This window comes from Pectobacterium carotovorum (assembly GCF_900129615.1).
Classification (GTDB): domain Bacteria; phylum Pseudomonadota; class Gammaproteobacteria; order Enterobacterales; family Enterobacteriaceae; genus Pectobacterium; species Pectobacterium carotovorum.
This window is the reverse complement of sequence record NZ_FQWI01000006.1, coordinates 151253-170637: the sequence shown is the minus strand read 5'-3', so window position 1 is coordinate 170637 and position 19385 is coordinate 151253. Positions and strand designations below refer to the sequence as shown.

At 53.1% G+C, this 19385-nt stretch carries 14 protein-coding genes and 1 pseudogene; 10 read left to right on the top strand and 5 right to left on the bottom strand.

What is annotated here, in order from left to right; genetic code table 11:
* Positions 1–67: 67 nt before the first annotated feature.
* Both BUB06_RS13830 and fdhF read right to left on the bottom strand, forming a co-directional pair.
* A complete protein-coding gene (locus BUB06_RS13830) occupies positions 68–1381 on the bottom strand; it encodes a CitMHS family transporter (protein WP_010298373.1) in 1314 nt (437 codons plus the stop codon).
* Between the two features lie 689 nt (positions 1382–2070).
* Entirely contained in the window at positions 2071–4221 is a 2151-nt protein-coding gene (fdhF, locus tag BUB06_RS13825) for a formate dehydrogenase subunit alpha (protein WP_039473654.1), read from the bottom strand.
* 535 nt (positions 4222–4756) lie between these two features.
* On the opposite strand from fdhF, the gene BUB06_RS13820 reads away from it, so the two are divergent.
* The 8 genes from BUB06_RS13820 to BUB06_RS13785 all read left to right on the top strand — a co-directional run bounded on the left by BUB06_RS13820 (position 4757) and on the right by BUB06_RS13785 (position 14673).
* On the top strand, positions 4757–6436 hold the full coding sequence (locus BUB06_RS13820) for a methyl-accepting chemotaxis protein (RefSeq protein ID WP_072013024.1): 1680 nt from the start codon (positions 4757–4759) through the stop codon (positions 6434–6436).
* 506 nt (positions 6437–6942) lie between these two features.
* Positions 6943–8847, top strand: a complete 1905-nt coding sequence (locus tag BUB06_RS13815; protein WP_039473647.1) for an FTR1 family iron permease — start codon at positions 6943–6945, stop codon at positions 8845–8847.
* Between the two features lie 120 nt (positions 8848–8967).
* A complete protein-coding gene (locus tag BUB06_RS13810; RefSeq protein WP_010285198.1) occupies positions 8968–9495 on the top strand; it encodes an iron transporter in 528 nt (175 codons plus the stop codon).
* A gap of 157 nt (positions 9496–9652) precedes the next feature.
* Positions 9653–11047 carry a Fe-S-containing protein gene (locus BUB06_RS13805; protein ID WP_039473643.1) on the top strand — a complete coding sequence of 465 codons (1395 nt, stop codon included), beginning with the start codon at positions 9653–9655 and terminating at the stop codon, positions 11045–11047.
* Between the two features lie 2 nt (positions 11048–11049).
* Entirely contained in the window at positions 11050–12339 is a 1290-nt protein-coding gene (locus BUB06_RS13800) for an ABC transporter permease (RefSeq protein ID WP_039473640.1), read from the top strand.
* Positions 12329–13468: an ABC transporter permease gene (locus BUB06_RS13795; protein ID WP_039473638.1), complete on the top strand. Its 1140-nt coding sequence runs from the start codon at positions 12329–12331 to the stop codon at positions 13466–13468. Before BUB06_RS13800 ends, BUB06_RS13795 begins: the two co-directional genes overlap by 11 nt.
* A 4-nt stretch (positions 13469–13472) precedes the next feature.
* On the top strand, positions 13473–14189 hold the full coding sequence (locus tag BUB06_RS13790; RefSeq protein WP_039473636.1) for an ABC transporter ATP-binding protein: 717 nt from the start codon (positions 13473–13475) through the stop codon (positions 14187–14189).
* Complete coding sequence (locus BUB06_RS13785; protein ID WP_039473633.1) at positions 14176–14673, top strand: TlpA family protein disulfide reductase; 498 nt, start codon at positions 14176–14178, stop codon at positions 14671–14673. Before BUB06_RS13790 ends, BUB06_RS13785 begins: the two co-directional genes overlap by 14 nt.
* 36 nt (positions 14674–14709) lie before the next feature.
* On the opposite strand, the gene BUB06_RS13780 is transcribed toward BUB06_RS13785, so the two are convergent.
* Together BUB06_RS13780 and BUB06_RS13770 are read right to left on the bottom strand one after the other, a co-directional pair.
* Positions 14710–15687, bottom strand: a complete 978-nt coding sequence (locus BUB06_RS13780; RefSeq protein WP_039473630.1) for a DMT family transporter — start codon at positions 15685–15687, stop codon at positions 14710–14712.
* A gap of 248 nt (positions 15688–15935) precedes the next feature.
* The gene (locus tag BUB06_RS13770; RefSeq protein WP_039473627.1) at positions 15936–16769 is read right to left on the bottom strand and encodes an AraC family transcriptional regulator; all 834 of its coding nucleotides are present in this window, start codon (positions 16767–16769) and stop codon (positions 15936–15938) included.
* Positions 16770–17255: 486 nt separating this feature from the next.
* Here BUB06_RS13770 and cbl point away from each other — a divergent pair, with 486 nt between their 5' ends.
* On the top strand, positions 17256–18209 hold the full coding sequence (gene cbl / locus BUB06_RS13760; RefSeq protein ID WP_010285215.1) for an HTH-type transcriptional regulator Cbl: 954 nt from the start codon (positions 17256–17258) through the stop codon (positions 18207–18209).
* Positions 18210–18267: 58 nt separating this feature from the next.
* Here the strand turns inward: cbl and BUB06_RS22265 are convergent.
* A pseudogene (locus BUB06_RS22265) lies at positions 18268–18557 on the bottom strand (transposase); the annotation flags it as partial.
* A 158-nt stretch (positions 18558–18715) separates the two neighbouring features.
* Here BUB06_RS22265 and BUB06_RS13750 point away from each other — a divergent pair.
* Positions 18716–19195, top strand: a complete 480-nt coding sequence (locus BUB06_RS13750) for an Hcp family type VI secretion system effector (protein WP_039326242.1) — start codon at positions 18716–18718, stop codon at positions 19193–19195.
* Positions 19196–19385: the final 190 nt, after the last annotated feature.

The following is a 19385-nucleotide window of genomic DNA, read 5'->3' as shown; positions in this document are numbered from 1 at the left end:
TATATTCTTGTCAGTACGGCTCGCCTGCCAGCAGAGTCTGCTCCGGCCAGGCCGGAGCAATCCTGTTTTACTGGTGATAGAACGGAAATGCGCCGAAGACAATACCACCGACCAGCAGCGACAGGCTGACAAAAATCGCCCATTTGATTGCAAAGCGTTGGTGATCGCCGATGTCCACTTTTGCCAGACTGACCAGCAGGTAGAGCGACGGCACCAGCGGGCTGAGCAGGTGGAACGGCTGGCCGACAATCGACGCACGGGCGATCTCTTCTGGGGTAATACCATAGTTGACCGCCGTCTGGGCGATAACCGGTAAGATTCCGAAATAGAACGCGTCGTTGGACATCAAAAAAGTAAACGGCAGGCTAATGAGTGCGGTGAACACCGCAAGATACGGGCCGAAACTTTCTGGTATCACCTGCAACAGGCTTTTCGCCATGGCATCCACCATGCCTGTACCGGATAAAATGCCGGTGAAAATCCCAGCGGCGAAAATAAGCGATGTTACTGCGAGCACGTTAGCGGCGTGTGAGCCGATCCGCGCTTTTTGCTCCTCCAGCTTGGGATAGTTGAGCATGACGGCGATAGCGAAGCCGACCATAAACAGCACCTGAATGGGCAGAAGGCCGATCACCAGAAACACCAGAAGCAGGGTGGTCAGAATAAAGTTAGGCCAGAACATGTTAGGGCGGCGGTTGGCGTCGCTTTCTTCGTCGCTGCCGTTGCCCAGATTGATAGAAGCATTCTGGAAGCTGCTGACATCAATGATCCCCAGCCGTTTGCGCTCCTGTAGACCCAGAAAAACGGCCACGCCGACCAGCGTCAGGCTGGCTAAAATAATCGCTGGGAGCATGGGGAGGAAAACGTCCAGTGCATCAACGCGTAATGCGGCGGCGGCGCGCGCTGTGGGGCCGCCCCACGGAGAAAGGTTCATCACGCCGCTGGCGATGTTAACCAGACAGGTCAATCCGAGCACGTTCATCCCCAACCGCTGATAGAGCGGCAGGAATGCGGCAATCGCGATCATATAGGTCGTTGTACTGTCGCCGTCCAGCGCGACCATTAAGGTTAACACGGCGGTGCCGACCAACACTTTCAGCGGATCGCCTTTAACCAGACGGAGAATGAAGCGCACCAGCGGATCGAACAGGCCTGCATCGATCATGATGCCGAAGTAGAGAATAGAAAACGTCAGCATAACGCCGGTTGGTGCCAGCGTCTTGATGCCGTCCAGCATCATCGCGCCTAGCCCCTGATAAAAACCTGCCGCCAGTGCGAACAGCGTAGGGACAAGAATCAGCGCGATAAGCGCAGACATCCGCTTGGTCATGATCAGGTACATAAAGCAGATGACCATAGAGAAACCGAGAATAGTGAGCACAGTGAATCTCCTGTTTTTTATTATATTCTGAATAACTTACTGCCTTTCTTTCGGCGAATTTGGGGTGCAAAAAGCCGTACAGTTTTTTATAACTGCATATCGAAAGGGATGAGATTAGGTTATTTCCCGACGTCAGCGACGTTCAGAAGAATACGAATGAAAGGTGGGGATTAGCTTCCAGGGTCGATACGAATAATAAAGGACAGATAATGAGGGAGCGATAAGATAACGGTAATCGGTAACATAAACGACCTCTATGCGAGCAATAATAATATTCCTTTTATCCCCGCTAACGTCCATCTAACCGATTGTTTAGTAATTATTTTAATCGATTTGATAGCTGCCGCTACAGGGGGCTCTTTTTGTTAAAAACAAATTAAAGCATTGTAAAATGAAACGCAAATTGCGCTAAATTGGAATAAAAAACAATTTGGCAGAGGGGAGGGCGGTGATAGCCAACATAATTTTAAAAGATAAACAGAGATGTGAAAATTTAAGTTGTGCGTAGAAGTTTATTACCGATTAACGGAAATTTATCCGTTTTCATTAATGAAATTTTACAAGATGGGGTGGGGAATAAAGGCATTATCGGCGAGGAAAGTTAAACGGTGTCTAAACCATCCGTATTTCCTAAGCCGCCACGGCTTTTACCGGACGGCTTAGGTTCGCGGCGGCTTAGGTAAGGGAGATTAACTGACGTTTTCTGCGGTGCTGCGTAGCCGATCTTTCAGGTGGCTGTATTCCTGCTGTACATAGTTCTCTGCTGCCTGCTGATCGTCAATGGCTTCCAGCTTCACAGCGCAGTGTTTGTATTCCGGTGTTTTGGATACCGGATCGAGATGATCCAGCGTCAGTTCATTGCAGGCTCCAATCCACCACTGGTAGGTCATATAGACGGCACCTTTATTGATGCGTTCGCTGACGGCAACGCGAGAGATCACCTTGCCGCGTCGTGACGAGATCCAGGCCAACTGCTGATCGTGGATGCCTAAACGCTCAGCGTCATAGGGGCTAACCTGCACGTAGCCCGGTTCATCCGCCAGCGTTTGTAATGCGGTGCAGTTGCCCGTCATGGAACGGCAGGAGTAATGGCCTACTTCGCGCACGGTGCACAAGACCAGCGGGTAATCGTCATCGACCAACTCCATAGGCGGTCGCCATTCGGCTGTGAGCAGCAGGCCTTTCCCGCCGGGACGATCGAAGTGGTTGTTTTCATACAGCCACGGTGTGCCGGGGCTGTCTTCCGTCGGGCACGGCCACGGCACATAGCCTAGTCCGGCCATTTTCTCGTAGGTCGCGCCGTAATACAGCGGGCAGAGCTGCCGCAGCTCGTCCCAGATCTCCTGCGTGTTGTTATAGTGCATCGGATAACCGAGCGCCGTTGCCATCAGGCTGATGATTTCCCAGTCGGGTTTCACATCGCCCTGTGGTTCCACGGCTTTATAAAAGCGCTGGAATCCCCGGTCAGCGGCGGTATAGACCCCTTCGTGCTCGCCCCAAGAGGTCGCCGGTAAAATCACATCGGCAATCGCTGCGGTTTTGGTCATGAAGATGTCTTGTACGATCAGCAAGTCCAGTTCGTTGAACGCATCGCGCAGCATCGACAGATCCGGCTCGGTTTGCAGCGGATCTTCGCCCATCACGTAATTGGCTCGGATTTTCCCTTCTTTTATCTTGTGCGGGAGATCGGTCAACGAGTAGCCAATTTTATCGGAGAGTGCAGGCACACCCCAGGCATCGGCAAATTTCGCCAGCACCGCTTTATCCGTGACATTTTGATAACCGGGGAACATATTGGGCAGCGCACCCATATCGCAGGCGCCTTGTACATTGTTCTGCCCACGCACTGGCCCGACGCCCACGTTCGGACGTCCCAGATTCCCGGTCAGCAATGCCAGGCCGGACAGCCCTTTGACCACATCAACGCCTTGGCCCCACTGTGTCACGCCCATTCCCCAGAGAATGGTGGCGGACGGCGCAGCGGCATAGATCCGCATCGCGTCGCGAATCAATTTCGGCGACAGTCCGGTGATGTCGGCGACATACTCCGGCGTGTATTTCGCGACGGTCTTGCTGAATTCCTCGAAGCCTTCGGTATGGCGGGCGACGTACGCTTTATCGTAGTGGCCTTCGTTGATCAGCACGTTAGCGAACGCGTTGACCAGCGCCATATTGGAGCCATTTTTCAATGGCAGCCACAGATCGGCGATGCGGGCGGTTTCAATATGGCGCGGATCGCACACGATGATTTTTGCCCCGCGCGCTTTCGCTTTCAGGATTCGACGCGCCACGATGGGGTGTGAATCTGCGGCGTTATAGCCAAAAATCAGGATGCAGTCGGTTTTTTCGATTTCGCAGATAGAGTTACTCATTGCGCCGTTGCCTAGCGTAACCTGTAGCCCGGCAACCGAAGGGCCATGGCAGAGTCGGGCGCAGCAGTCGACGTTATTATTCCCGGTGACTGCCCGAGCAAATTTCTGCATCACGTAATTAGTTTCATTGCCGGGGCCGCGTGACGAGCCGGTGTGCATAATCGACTCGGCACCGTACTTCTCTTTAATCGCTTTCAGTCGGGAGCTGGCGAAACCGATAGCTTCATCCCAGGATACAGCCTCAAAGGGCGCGCCTTTCTGGCGTCGGATCAGCGGCTGTTTTAAACGCGGCGTCAGAATTTTCGTGTCGTTAAGAAAATCCCAGCCGTAATAGCCTTTCAGGCACAGCTCGCCTTCATTGGTGACGCCGTTTGCCCCTTCCGCACCAACCACTTTGCCGTTCTCTACCAGCAGGTTAATTTTGCAGCCTGACCCGCAATACGGACAGACGGTAAGCACTTTCTGCATGATTATTCTCCAAAGCCGAGTCTTGGATCGTAAGAACTGCATTCCTGCGGCAGGCTGTTGATGCAGTCATCTAACCTTCGATAATCACCGATAAAGAAAATTAATTTACTGATCGTGGTCATGCTCAGGGCGATGATAAATCGTCCTAACGTGTTGAGTGCCGCGACCTTTTTCCATAGGACATTCGTCTGGAAAATAACGTGACAGCGTATTTATCCTCTTTATCTGTTAATGCCTATACTGTTTTTGACGATATTAACTCTATGTGCCACCGATGAGGCTCGGGTAGCCATGCCTGTCGGCTGTTTAAAACAACGGAAATTGGCATCTCAAGGAAGATAACGCATTCTATTCGTTAATTTTTTGAGCTAGATTTCCCATCTAATGGGGCATGAATCAGGGAATTCCAGAACGTCTGTTAGATCGCGTGGGATAAGGGCGCGAGACAACGGGCGGCACCGTCATGAGTAAAAGTAAATACTTTTCCGACAGAGCGTGCGGGCGGGAAATATTTGTTAACGTCGCGGAGTGCATTATGGAATTTCTAAGAAATGTCAGCATAAAAATAATGGTGCTGGTCATAGTGGCTTCCCTGTTAGTGGCGTGGGGAGTGGCATCAGGATTCAGTCTTTACTCGCTTTATCAGGTCACCAATTTGCTTGATAAAAGTGAGACTCAGCGAAAAACGTATTCCCATCTGGTCTATGGAACCGATCAATATTTTCGGGCCGTAACTCGTATGGAAAGAACGATGGATTATTTGCAGCGTAACGAGCCAGAAAACGCCAAAAAGACGTTGGAAATGGCACAGGTTGCGCTAAAAAATACCAAGGATTCGTTGGAGAAATTCCAGGCAGCGGAGCACGTTGGTGTCGAGTCAGCCACGGTTGAGGCGGTAGACAAAACGTGGAGTACCCTGATTGCTACCGCAATCGATCCAATGAATGCGGCGCTACAACGCAATGATTACGAAGGATTTCGACAGATATTTCGTTCTGTTTATCCCCCCATTAGCCTGACGTTTGGCGAAGACGTTAAACGCTATTCGGACAGCATTACCGCCTCCTCGTTGATTCCAAGTGTGAATGAACACAATGCCCAAAATCGTAACTCGTTAATTACTGTGATGGTGATTGGCCTCATCGTGTTGATTTTCACGGAATACTATTTGAGAAACTATCTGGTTATCCCGATCTCCGTGCTCAAATCTCATTTGGCACAGCTCACGGCGGGTCGTTTAGGCTGTGAATTGGCGGAGTTTGGCAAAAACTGTGCGGGGCGGTTGATTCCCGATATTAAGAAATTGCAGAAAAGTTTGCGTGATACGGTGACGGTCATCCGGCAGAGCACGACGGAAATCAACAACGGGACGTCGAGCATTAAGGATGGCAACGATAACCTGTCCAGCCGCACGGAGCAGCAGGCCGCGGCATTGCAACAGACGGCGGCCAGTATGGAAGAGATTAGCTCCACGGTGCGGCAAACTACCGATCATGTGCATCAGGTGCGTAAGTTGGCGAAGGAGGCGGCGGAGACGGCGCAAAAAGGCGGGAATATCAGCACCAGCGTGATGACGACAATGGATGGCATAAGCGCCAGTTCCCGACAAATTTCCGATATCACCTCGGTGATTAACAGCATCGCGTTCCAGACCAATATCCTAGCGCTGAATGCGGCGGTTGAAGCCGCGCGGGCCGGTGAACAAGGGCGAGGATTTGCCGTGGTAGCTGGTGAGGTTCGCACACTGGCGCAGCGCAGTGCGCAGGCGGCGAAAGAGATTGAGGCGCTGATTGCGGAATCGGTTTCGCGCGTTGAAACCGGTGCAGGACAGGTTCGACAATCCGGTGAAGCGATGACGGCCATTATCGCTTCCATTTCGCATGTTAACGATCTGATTGGTGAAATCGCGGCGGCAACGGATGAGCAAACGCGCGGGATTACGCAGATTAGTCAGGCGGTGCACGAAATGGATAGCGTCACGCAGCAGAATGCATCGCTGGTGATGCAATCAGCGGAAGCGGCTGCTCGTCTGGATGAACAAACCAGCGAACTGTCTGCCGTGGTGGATGTGTTCGATCTGGAATCAGATTGCGATCCGACAATGTCTTTTTCCCGTCAGGCGATCGCTGCCCCCGTTCATCGCGCGGTTGGGCAGGGTTCTACGCCGCTACTGTCGGCACAGGGTCGCAACGGTGAGGGATGGGAAAAATTCTGATCCGTAGCGGGTTAAATACGCGACAGACGTTGAACGTAAGATAGCCCGTGAGGCTGGCGACGAACCGGGCGGAAAGGAATCTACCCGGTTCTGTTGATCGCGAGTAATCGCCCAAAAATGGTCGGTGAAACGCGTTGGTGTCAACACGTGTAATGCGTTGGATTACAGAGGGAAAATGGCGTTTTTCTCTGTAAATCTTACTGTGTTAATGTAAAGAAATGCCATTTTAATACTGGCATCTCCATTATTAAAATAGGTAATTTAAAATATTGGCATATTTATTGCTTTATTTTATTGGTGGTTTTTTGCCGTTTTTGAGATCAAAAAGCTGTACTTTTCTGGGGTTGTAGAAATAAAACGGGATTTTTTGGCATTAAATTAATTTAGAAATCATTTGTTACACACTAAAGTGGTTATTGCTCATATTTTCGTGACGTAAATCAAGACAGATGGCGGCTTCAAAGTGATAATAAGAATAAATATCATTTGTGCTTCATCACTCGCTTATGTCTATTTGGCAAAAAACGCTTCTCGTGTTGTGTTGGCTGTTTAGCTGTTCAGTGGCGGTTGCCGCGACCGATTACGCCTCATTTATTCAAGATATCGAAACCAGGCTGGATAAAACGGCTCAGCTCTATGAGCAGCAAAAGCCGGATGAGGCCCGCACCGAAGTTCAGATGGCCTATTTCGAGGTGTTTGAAAACCTTGAAGGCCCTATCCGCATCAACATTTCCGCGCAAAAAAGCTATCAGTTAGAGGCTACGTTCGGTGAAATTCGTCGCATGATTGGCGAAGGAAAGCCGCAGGCCGAGGTACAGGCAAAAATCTCCTGGCTGAAGGGCGAACTGGATGCTGTTCTGCCCGTGCTGTCGGAAGGGCACAAGCTGGTCGCACAGGAACAGCACGGTGCCTATGACAACACCGACATTGCGACGTACTGGCAGCAGAGTTTCAAAATCATCGATGACCAGCTCGCGCTAGCCGTGACGGAATATCAGGCCGGCGATTACAAAAAGGCCAGCCAGAGCGTGCAGCAGGCGCACTATCAGGGCTTTAAAAACTCTGAAATGGAGATGTCGGTCAGACAGAATCGCTCAGCGCAGCAGGCGGCTTCCATTAATCAACAATTCTCCGCGCTGATTACGTTAGCCAGCCAGCCCGATCAACTGACAGACGTCGCCTATCGGGTCACCACGCTGTTGCAGGATATCGAAGATGTCTTGCCAGGGTTGCCGACAACGCGTGACAGCCAGCAGGCGACGGCAACACCTGCCGCGAACGCGGATACCGGTGCAGTGCCGGATGCGAACTGGGCGAAAGTCGCCGACGATATCAATCAGGCCATTGCTGCTGCGATCGCGCAGTACCGTCAAGGCCAGGTCAAACCCGCCATCATGGCGGTGCAGGACACCTATTTCGATCTGTTTGAAGCCACCGGCATGGAGAACAAAATTGGTTCTCGCGATGCGGCGTTCAAATCGACGCTCGAAGGCTATTTCACCCGTCTGGTGAGCCTGATGAACGCTAAACAGCCTGCGGAACAGCTGCAAGGGCAGGCCGACGCGTTGCAGCAGGAACTGGCGAAGGCCGTGACCATGCTGGGTGACGGCGGCGAAACCCACTGGAGCCTGTTGATCTACAGCCTGCTGATTATTGTGCGCGAAGGTCTGGAAGCCTTGCTGATTGTGGCGGCGATCGTGGCCTATCTGGTGAAAAACAATCAGCAGGACAAGCTGCCGCTGATTCGCCAGTCGGTTTACGTCGCGCTGCTGTGTAGCGTGATTACCGCCGTCATTTTCCAGCTCGTGTTCACCAATTCCGGCGCCAGCCGTGAGCTGCTGGAAGGCATTACGATGCTGATCGCTGTGGTGATGCTGTTCTTCATGAGCTACTGGCTGTTGTCCAAAGTGGAAGCGCGGCACTGGAAGGCTTATCTGGAAGGTAAGCTGTCCCATTCGCTAAGCAGCGGCTCCATGATCGGTCTGTGGCTCACCAGCTTTCTGGCCGTGTATCGCGAAGGCGCGGAGACGGTGTTGTTCTATTACGCGCTGGTCGGTGATGCCAGCAACATGGCGGGGCACCTCTCCATTCTGGCTGGGTTTGCCATCGGCTGTGTGATCCTGCTGATCGCCTACTTCGTGATGCGCTACACCATTGTCAAACTGCCACTGAAGCCGTTCTTCATGTTTACCGGCTGCTTTATGTACCTGATGGCGTTTGTGTTCGCGGGTAAAGGCGTGTTGGAGCTGATCGAGGGCAAACTGTTTGAACCAACGTTGCTGACTGGCGTGCCGGAAATCAGCGGGTTGGGGATTTATCCTTATGTGGAGACGCTGATTCCACAGGGTGTGCTGGTGGTCGCGGCGCTAATCGCCCTGTGGGTGATGCGGCGCAGGGCGTCTGCCATCTGATAAAGAAGGCATCCGACGTTAATTTAATACTGAAAGCAATAAGAGCAGCAAATAACCATAACAACCCCAATCGCTTAGCGAATTAAGCGAAGAGGGACGACTGAGATGAGGATGGGTTTGATGAATATGCAAAAAAGTCTGATTGCGGGTGCCGTTATTGCCGGTATTTTCACTGCACCTGCCGCGCTGGCGTTTAAAGAATATCCAGCGGGTGAGCCGGTTTCCATGAACGAAATGGAAATTGCCGCTGTTTATCTGCAACCTATCGACATGGAACCGCGTGGGATGGGCCTGCCTGCTGCGAAAGCGGACATCCATTTGGAAGCCGATATTCATGCCGCTGAAGGCAACAAGAATGGTTTCGGTGCCGGTGAGTGGATGCCGTTCCTGACCATCGCTTATACCCTGACCAACACCGATACCGGTGCGAAGCAGGAAGGTACCTTCATGCCGATGGTTGCCAGCGATGGCCCGCACTACGGCGCGAACATTAAAATGATGGGCGTGGGCAACTACAAAGTAACTTACCACATCGATCCGCCATCAAAAGCCGGTATGCACCGTCACACTGATGGTGAAACGGGCGTAGGCCGCTGGTGGAAACCGTTTGATGTCAGCTTTGACTTCAAATACGTCGGCTTAGAATAAGGTCTTCTGTCCGCGATGTTCTGTCGCGGCCATGTTCACGCCTCTGCGGGTACACTTTCGTTGCCCGTAGAGGCGGTGATTTTCCGGCCAGCGTGCTGATGCCACCCGGTATCGCACTCAACCGACGCACCTGCAACTTGAAAGGTGACGGGTATATATGAATTTTTTTATCACGACCCTCCAATCCTTCCTGCCGATAGCGCTATTGCTGGGGCTGAACTGGAGCCATCGTTCCACGCCGACAGTCAAATCGCTGGGTTGGATCACGCTGCTGGCGCTGTTTGCCGGGATGTTTATTGGCGTACATTTTCCTAACGGGCAAGCGTTTCTGCTGGGGTTTACGGCGCTCCAAGCGCTTGCCTTGATCCTGTTTCTGGTCTGTCAGTGTTTTTCCCACCCGCGTCTTGGCTATCTGTGGCAGGCGCTGTTGGTGGCGGGAGCGGCGGTGCATTGGGGCAATGATCCCAATCTGACCGCGCTGACAACCACCCATGTGGTGAATACCGATCTGCTGCTGAATTTCAGCGCCGTGCTGCTGGCGTTTGGCTGGCTGGTGTTCTGTGCCGCGCTGTGCGGCATGATTGTGCGCCGTATTCGTTTACTGCGCTGGCCGCTTCTGGCGCTGTTGGTTGCACTTCTGCTGTTGCCGATAAGCGGTAATCTGCTGCTGCTGTTGATGAAATTACAGGCGCTGGGGCTCACCAAGCCGCGCCTGAGCTATGTGGCACACGTCACCAACAGCGCATATTTATTAAATTACCTCAGCGCATTGTTCATGGCGGCGTTGGCTGCCGGGCTGGTTTGGCCGCTGCGGCATGCGCGTCGCCAGATGCTGGTCACGCATGAGGCGATTGAAAAGCGTAAAGCGACAGCAGGCTATCGCACGCTGCGCCGCACGCTGCTGTCGACGGTCACCGCGCTGTTGGTGGTGGTGCTGGCCCAGCTTTATTGGGACAAGGTCGCGTCGCAGCCGCCTCGTCTGTCGGAAGCACAGCCCGTGACACTGGCGGCCGATGGCAAAGTACATATTCCGATTGAGCAAGTGCGCGATGGCAAGCTGCATCGCTTCGTGTGGATTGCCGATGACGGCAAGGCCGTGCGCTTTTTCATCATTAACCGCTATCCCGATCGCCTGCGTCTTGGCGTAGTGTTTGACGCCTGCCTGCTGTGCGGCGATCAAGGCTATGTGATGGAAGGCAATCAGGTGATTTGTGTCGCCTGCGGCGTGCATATTTTCATTCCTTCTATCGGGAAGGCGGGCGGCTGTAATCCGGTGCCGATTGAAGGCTGGAGCAACGACGATAATGAGCTGGTGATTGGACGAGCGTCACTGGCGGCAGGCACGAATTACTTCTCGACGGTGGTGTCGATGGACGTTATCGATCCGGTTGATGGCTCCAAACTGACCAACGTGAATGCGGAACATAAATATCGCTACGGCGGTAAAACGTACTTCTTCTCGTCGGAGGCCAACTACAACCGCTTCCGCGAAAGTCCCGCGAAATTTGCCACTGCCAAAGCGGCGGCTGGCGAGCAGGCTGAGGAGGAATAATCATGCTGTGGCGACTGTTACGTCAGTCCTGGCGCAGAAATATTCGGCGTAAATCGCTGGCGGTGCTGACCGTGTTTTTGGCGGCGGGGTTGATCTCTGCGCTGTTGGCGGTGTCTATCGACATCGGCGACAAAATGGCGCGTGAGCTGAAGTCCTACGGTGCGAATATTTTGATTGAGCCAGCAGGGCAAGCGGCGCTACCCGCGCTGTTTGGCGAACGCAGTAATCCGCTGGAGGGGCAGGATTTCCTTGATGAGGCTGAGCTGCCGAACATCAAAGATATCTTCTGGCGCAATAACATTGTCGGCTTTGCGCCGCTGCTGAGCGGTGATGTCGAGATCAAGGGTCAGCCGGTTGCCGTGCTGGGCACCTTCTTTTCTCAGCCTGTTGCGGTGCCGGATGAAGAAGACTATCGCTCGGGACAAATGACCGTTAGCCCTTACTGGCAGGTGGCCGGGCAGTGGCCGCAGGAACCGGTGACGACGGAAAATGTGGCGCAGACGCTGGTAGGAAAACAGCTGGCGGCGCAAACGGGCTGGAAAGTCGGGGATAAACTCGCGTTACACGGCGCAAAAGGGGACGCAACGGTAGAGGTTAGCGGCATTCTGAGCAGCGGCGGTGATGAAGAAAGCCGTCTGGTGATGCCGCTGGCAACGGTGCAATCGCTGCTGGGACTGTCTGGTAAAATTCAGGCGATTCGCGTGTCGGCGCTGACCGTGCCGGAAAATGAACTGTCGCGGCGGGCGCGGGAAAATCTGGAAGCGCTGAATGCCGAAGAGTATGACCTCTGGTACTGCACCGCGTATGTCTCTTCGATTGCGCACCAGCTGGAAGAAGCGATTTCTGGCTCGGTGGTACGTCCTATCTGGCAGGTCGCCGCCTCGGAAGGCGTGGTGATTGACAAGATCCAACTGCTTCTGGCAGTGGTGACCTTCGCCGCGCTGGTGGCGGCAGCGATGGGGATTGCCTCGCTGATGACGAGCACCATTATGGAACGGGCTAAAGAGATCGGACTGATGAAAGCGCTAGGCGCGCGCCAGTGGCAGATCATGCTGCTGTTTTATCTCGAAGCCGCGCTGAGCGGTCTGGCCGGTGGTATCGCGGGCTGTGTTGCAGGCTGGGGGCTGGCGAAAGCCATTGGCCTGATGCTGTTCGGCGTACCGTTGAGTTTCGCTTGGATCGTTATTCCCTGTGTGTTGGTGATCTCGATGCTGATTGCCATCATCGGAACGTGGTTCCCGGCGCGCCGGATCGCCAAACTGTATCCAGTGGAGGTGCTGTATGGGCGCTAATGGCTGGATGAACAGCATGTTCTGGCGGCTGGTGTTTCGCGCACTGCGACTGCGTATGCAGCGCGTCAGCGTCGTGTTCGCCGCGCTGATGGTCGGGGCAGCGATTGTGACGGCGATGTCCGCCGTCTATTTCGATATCAACGCCAAGATGAGCCAGGAACTACGCACCTTCGGCGCGAATTTTTATATTGGGCCAGCGCGAGGCAATACGATTCCACAAAGCACGTTTCAGCCGATTATCGACAACGCACCCGCTGGGTTGATCAATGCGTCCAGCCCTTATCTGTACGGTATGGCGCGTACGGAGTTGGAGAAAGTGGTGCTGATGGGCGTGTGGTTCGAATCGCTGCGGCAACTGGCACCGTACTGGCAGGTCACGGGTAACTGGATTGGCGTCAGCTTCGATGACCGTAACGCCATGATCGGGGTGAAGCTGGCGGAGCGGCTGAACGTCAAAGTCGGCGACAGTATCACGCTGGTGGGCGACGGCGGCAAGCAGCGGTTGCAGATCAAAGGCATCGTGGAATCTGGTGATGCGACAGACAACATGCTGATCGTGAATCTGGAACTGGCGCAAAAGTGGCTGGATAAAGAGGGTGCGATCAGTAATGCCCTGCTGAGCGTCAGTAACGATCTGGGGCAGGTCGATCGCTTTGCCGCACAGCTCCAGCAGCAGTATCCGCAGTTGGAGATCCGCCCGATCCTGAAGGTGTCGGCGTCGGAAGGTCAGGTACTGAATAAAATCAAAGGGCTGATGGGGCTGGTATCGGCGGTGATCCTCGTGCTGTCTTCCCTGTGTGTAAACACCACGCTGATGGCGATTGTCGGTGAACGTGCCCGCGAATTTGCGCTACAGAAGGCGCTGGGCGCGAGCGGACGAGACATCATCCGGCAGATGCTGGCGGAAACCGGCATCATCGCACTGGCGGCCGTGGTGTGCGGTTCGCTTTTGGGTTATTTGCTGGCACAGGTGCTGGGAATGGCCGTATTCAACGCGACGATCTCGCTGCGGTTACCGGTGTTCCCGCTCACGCTGGTGCTATCGTTATTGGTTGCTGCCGTCGCGGCAGTGGTTCCCACTCGGCGGGCGATCTACGTCGAACCAGCCAAAGTCTTAAAAGGAGAGTAGGTCGATGTCTGTAGAGGTGAACGCGCAGGAAAGGGCGCAGGCAGCGGAGGCGGTGATTGAAACTCGCCAGCTCTATAAACGCTTTGGTCAGGTGACCGCGTTGGAGAACATCAACATCCGCATCGCGCGCGGCGAGTTTGTCGCCATCATGGGCGCGTCGGGTTCGGGCAAAACCACGCTGATGAATATTCTCACCTGTCTGGATACGGTGAGTGAAGGGCAGGTATTGCTGGACGGCGTCGATGCCGCTGGGCTGGATGAAGAAGGGCGGCGCCAGTTCCGGGCCGATAAGATTGGGCTGGTATTCCAGCAGTTCCACCTGATTCCATTTTTGACCGCGCTGGAAAACGTAATGTTGGCGCAGCACTACCATAGCGTGGTGGATGAAGCGGCGGCGCAGCGCGTGCTGGAACAGGTTGGGCTGGCGCATCGCGTCGATCACTTACCGAGCCAGCTTTCCGGCGGTGAGCAACAGCGCGTGTGTATTGCCCGAGCGTTGGTGAATGAACCTCCTGTGATTTTCGCCGATGAACCGACGGGAAATCTGGATGAGGAGAACGAGCGGCGGGTGCTGGATCTGTTGAAAGATCTGCATCAGCAGGGGCGCACCATTGTGATGGTGACGCACAATCCTGAATTAGGTCGGTTTGCTGACCGCATTATCCGCCTGCAACACGGCAAGTATTTTGGTGAAGAGGTGAATCATCATGAAATGGCGTAACGCGATTACCGCGCTGTGTCTGCTGGGCGCAGCGGCGCTGAGCGGCTGTAAGGAAGAACAGGTTAGCGTCGGGGCGCAGGCACCGGCGCTGGCGGCCTACGATCTGTCAGGGCAGCAGGTGGATCTGTCACGCTGGCAGGGGAAAAGCGTGTACCTGAATTTCTGGTCGTCAGGCTGTGGCGGCTGCATGATCGAAATGGGCGCACTGGAGAAGTTGAGCAAGGAATATGGCGATAAAGTGGTGGTGATTGCGGTTAACACCGACCCTGACAGCGTGGATATCACGTCGATGCTGGCGCACCACAAGGTGACCTATCCGGTGGTGCGCGATCAGTTGGGCATTACCAAAGAGCGCTATCAGGTCAGCGGCACGCCAACTTCATTTATTATTGATGCGAACGGCAAGGTGACCGATCAGCATCAGGGTGCAAGGGATGAAGCGCAACTGACCGAACTGTTTCAGAAGCTGGCAAGCCGGACATAAAGACCGGCTTATTTCCACAGCATGTCAGGCGTGCGTTTACTCTGTTCGTGAAACTGGCATCGGGACTTCCACAATCACTGGTTCCGGTTTCACCCGCATGGCGTAGATCACCCCGACAATCAGGCAGGTGATGCCACAGAGCGTCAACAGCGGCGGCCAGGATTGCCGGATGATGAAGGCATAGGCCAGCCCCGCCAGCGTTTCAAACACAATTAACGGCCCCACCAGCACCGTCGGCAGACGCTGGCTGGCTTCATTCCAGAACAGCGTACCGATCCACGAACAAAACAGCCCAATCGCCAGCATCAACGGGATGAAAACCTCAGGCCGCGGGCCGAACGGCTGCGTAAAGGTGCTGTCCGTTAGCGCCAGATGGCCGCACACCAGCAGATAACCCAACAGCGCCAGCGGTAGCGTGACCAGCCCTTGCGCCGTGGCCCAGGTGGTCGGCGTATTGCCTTTGTGGTCGCGCAGCCAGCGGGCGTTGCGTAGTGGATACCAGGTCCAGCAAACCACGGCGAGGAAAGCCATCGCAATGCCGCTGGCATAACGCCATAAATCGAATGTGGCCGTGCTTCCCTTTAGCTCTGCAATATTGACGCAGACCAACCCCGCCGCAATCAGCAGCAGCGACGGCAGTAGCCGACGCCAGGCGACGCGGCCATCGTGCTTGCTATACAACACATTCGCGGTGACAGAAATCACCACGGGCAGGGTGCCGATAATCATCGTCGAGATCGGTGCGCCCGTGCGCTGAATCGCGCTGGCGAGCAGAAAGTAGTACAGAAGATTACCGATAATCGTGAGCTTCGTGGCCTCCAGCCAGTCGCTGCGGGTTAACTGGCGCAGACGACGGCGATCGAGCCATGCCAGCGGTAAGGCAATCAATCCAAAAGCCAGATAGCGTCCGGTGGACTGCAAGGCGGCAGAGTAGTCCGGTACGAGCAGCGGCCCAACGAAAATCAGCCCCCACATCAGCCCGGCGGCAAGCGCAAATAAAACACCAATCAGCATAATAAACCCGTTTTTTCACAATAGTGCATCGCGCCAGTCTAGGGAGAGTCGGCGGCAAATTATTGTAGGATATTGCTGTTTATTCCCGTCATACTTCAAGCTGCTTGTGCGTTGGCTGCCCTTACTCACCCCAGTCACTTACTTGTGTAAGCTCCTGGGGATTCGCTCGGTTGCCGCCTTCACGCAACTCGAATTATTTAAGGTATATCATCTGTGGGGAAGCGGTGAAAGCATGCGTGCTGAAAGCGTTAGCGGCGAACTGGATACACCTGCTTTTGGTAGCGAATGGGCGTGACGCCATAGCGCTGGGCAAAGGTGCGAGTCAGATGCGCCTGATCGGTTAACCCGACGGCGACGGCAACATGGGCAGCCGCCATACCGTGCGTCAGCATCTGCTTGGCCTCATACAATCGAATTGCCATCAGCATCTGGTGTGGCGTGACATGAAACTGGGCTTTGAACTGGCGCAGGAAGTGGTACGGGCTGAGAGAAACCAGCGCCGCCAGCTCTTTTAAGGTAATCGTGTGGGCGAAGTTTTCCCGTAAGTAATCCTTCACCACATCAAAGCGATGGAACGGTTCAATAATCTGACGCTGGGCAATGTGAGCGTGAGGCCGGAAAAGCGCAATCAGCGACAGCAGCAGGCTTTCACTCGCCAAGGGATCGGTCGTCTGCCACATGGCGGCCAGCGTCATCGCCAGTTGGCGTGCAGTCGCGGGATCGTGGCGCACGACGTCGGTAAACCACCAACCTTTCTCGCCGGAGATGTTCTCCAGCACATCGGGCGGGATATAGATCATGCGATAGCGCCAGCCATCTTCCGTCGCGGATTCCCCCGTGTGCAGCTCATCAGGGTTCATCAACACTAACGAATCGACAGGCGCAATGTGCTTGGCTCCACGATAGCGGAACCGCTCCGCACCGTCGTCAATAGTGCCGATGCCAAACGCCTCATGCGTGTGTGGCTCAAAGGCATAACGGCAGATGTGCGCGTGATAAAGCTCGATGCCGGGCAGCGCTGGCAAGTGCCGGAATTGGGCATAGTCTCTCTCATCGGTAAAGTGTTCCGGTACGCCCTGCATGCTGCCACCTCGTCTTTGATTCAGACCGCCATCATAGCAGCGATATACCCGTAATACTTCAAGTTGCATGTGCGTTGGCTACGTTCACTCACCCGAATCACTTACTTGTGTAAGCTCATCGGGATTCCCTCTCTTGCCGCCTTCCTGAAACTCGAATTATTTGGGGTATAGCACATCAGCTTGAAGTCGTGTGTCCTATTTAGCTTGAGAAGAAATACGCGAAAAAGGGAATAAAAGCGCGGAGATAAATAGACCAGAAAGGAATAAATCATAGCGAAATGGTTGATTGACGGTGCGCATGTGACAAAAATGATTCCATATAACTGTTTGATTTTAATGTTTATGTCTATTCCTTGTTAGGTAAGGTAGCGCGGCAGACATACCGTTAGTATAAAAAAATATAATCAACTCCATTTGCTTATTTGTTCTGACTCTCATTACTTGCATCAATATTGCTATCTGTAATAAAGAACAAGGGAGTGAAAGGTGAACTTTCAGCAACTGAAGATTATTCGTGAATCAGCACGGTGCAATTACAACCTGACCGAGGTGGCGAATACGCTGTTTACCTCTCAATCCGGCGTGAGTCGTCACATCCGCGAGCTGGAAGAAGAGCTGGGGATTGAAATCTTCATCCGCCGCGGCAAACGCCTGTTAGGTATGACCGAGCCGGGAAAAGAACTGCTGGTGGTGGCTGAGCGCATCCTGAATGACGCCAGTAATATCCGGCGGCTGGCGAATGTCTTCACCAATAATGATACCGGCCAGTTGGTGATCGCGACGACGCATACACAGGCACGTTACAGCCTGCCGCCGGTGATTAAAGCCTTCCGCTCGCTGTATCCACAGGTGCGTCTGGTGCTGAATCAGGGCACGCCGGATGAAATTGTAGCGATGCTCCATTCTGGTGAAGCCGATATTGGTATTGCCAGTGAGCAGTTGATTAACGATCCCTCGCTGGCGGCGTTTTCCTACTATCGCTGGCACCATTCGGTGATTGTGCCGGAACACCATCCGCTGACGCAGGAACCCGTTATTACGCTGGAGATGCTGAATGCGGAGCCGCTGATTACCTATCGTCAGGGGATTACCGGTCGTTCACGTTTGGATCGTGCGTTTCAGGCGGTAGGTATGTCGCCTGATATTACGCTCAGCGCACAGGATTCGGATGTGATTAAAACCTATGTTGAGCTGGGGCTTGGCGTCGGGATTGTGGCCGATATGTCATTCGATCCGGTGCGTGACAAAGGGCTGGTACGGTTGAATGCTGAGCATTTGTTTGAAGCTAACACGGTCTGGCTGGGGCTGAAAAAGGGTCAGTTACAGCGTAACTATGCCTGGAAATTTATTCAGCTGTGTAATACTGAACTGTCGCTGGATGACATTAAAGATAAGGTGTTCTCGGATAACGATGAAGCGGTGATTGATTACCAAATCTGACTGATAGCGCGATTTCCTAACCCGATGCCCAGCCAGCATTTTTTCTGACTGGGCAGGTCTTTATTTGTTCGACATACAAGCCTTTTTCACGACAGTATTCGCTGAATTCAGCTTCATTTAAACTCGCCGTTTCAATCACGGTGGCAAGCTTTGCTTCTGCCGACCAATGCACTGGGGGGATTTATTTCCGGGCATAGGACGACCTTCTTGTTTGGCTTTATCGCGCCAATTATGCAACGTTTGCAGGCCAATCCTTTCACTTCTTGCCACTTCAGCAATAGTCATGTTTAAAGGAGGCAGCAATTTACTCAAGATCGCTTGTTTACGTTCTTCACTATAGCGCGGCACAATCAAGCCTTAACGCCCCAACTGGTTAAATGTTAAGTAGTGACAACTATCCTGCCAGGAGGGCGTGTTTTAAAACCTTACCTGAGAGAGTATTATATCCATGCGATAGGAACTACGGCTCTGAACCGTAGAATGGAATTTCTTTGTATGGAGACATAATGTCCAATCTTATTTATCTTAGCGTTACTGGGGAAAAACAGGGACTGATATCAGCAGGATGTTCATCTCTGGACTCTATTGGCAACAAGTATCAATCGGCACATGAGAATGAAATTTTTGTTTATGAGTTGGTGAACAACATTAGTCGGGAAGAGAATATTTCAATGCTTCCTGTAGAAATCCGAAAGCCAATTGATAAAGCCACGCCATTGTTCGCTCAGGCAATCAATGATAAGGAAAAGCTGGAGTGCATTTTTTCGTTCTACCGAACGGCGCAGTCTGGTGGAAATGAACTTTATTTTAAGATGAAGCTTCGGGATGCACTTATCAGCAATATTCGTTTTTTCTACCCTAATTCACTGACACATAATGAAGTTCAGCCACAGGAAAGCGTATCATTTAAGTTTGCTTCTATTGAATGGGAACATGTTATTGCAAGAACAAGCGCTTATATGCTTTGGCAGAATGTAGCCTACTAAAATTATATGAAAGGCCGAATTATTTTCGGCCTGATTTTTTTGAAAAGAATTTTATGTCTACATAAACGATAATAACAATCGAAAGAATAATCAACTTACCCCAATGGTCAGGGATGAATTCGTAGAATAAAACCCCCAAAACAATCATTAATGCCATTGTGGTATAGGTGTTAATAAACTCTTTAACGGC

Bases quoted from the DNA above. Each gene is read 5' to 3' on its own strand.
- fdhF (WP_039473654.1), bottom strand. From the start codon at position 4,221: ATGCAGAAAGTGCTTACCGTCTGTCCGTATTGCGGGTCAGGCTGCAAA.
- BUB06_RS13820 (WP_072013024.1), top strand. From the start codon at position 4,757: ATGGAATTTCTAAGAAATGTCAGCATAAAAATAATGGTGCTGGTCATA.
- BUB06_RS13815 (WP_039473647.1), top strand. From the start codon at position 6,943: ATGTCTATTTGGCAAAAAACGCTTCTCGTGTTGTGTTGGCTGTTTAGC.
- BUB06_RS13810 (WP_010285198.1), top strand. From the start codon at position 8,968: ATGAATATGCAAAAAAGTCTGATTGCGGGTGCCGTTATTGCCGGTATT.
- BUB06_RS13805 (WP_039473643.1), top strand. From the start codon at position 9,653: ATGAATTTTTTTATCACGACCCTCCAATCCTTCCTGCCGATAGCGCTA.
- BUB06_RS13800 (WP_039473640.1), top strand. From the start codon at position 11,050: ATGCTGTGGCGACTGTTACGTCAGTCCTGGCGCAGAAATATTCGGCGT.
- BUB06_RS13795 (WP_039473638.1), top strand. From the start codon at position 12,329: ATGGGCGCTAATGGCTGGATGAACAGCATGTTCTGGCGGCTGGTGTTT.
- BUB06_RS13790 (WP_039473636.1), top strand. From the start codon at position 13,473: ATGTCTGTAGAGGTGAACGCGCAGGAAAGGGCGCAGGCAGCGGAGGCG.
- BUB06_RS13785 (WP_039473633.1), top strand. From the start codon at position 14,176: ATGAAATGGCGTAACGCGATTACCGCGCTGTGTCTGCTGGGCGCAGCG.
- BUB06_RS13780 (WP_039473630.1), bottom strand. From the start codon at position 15,687: ATGCTGATTGGTGTTTTATTTGCGCTTGCCGCCGGGCTGATGTGGGGG.
- BUB06_RS13770 (WP_039473627.1), bottom strand. From the start codon at position 16,769: ATGCAGGGCGTACCGGAACACTTTACCGATGAGAGAGACTATGCCCAA.
- BUB06_RS13750 (WP_039326242.1), top strand. From the start codon at position 18,716: ATGTCCAATCTTATTTATCTTAGCGTTACTGGGGAAAAACAGGGACTG.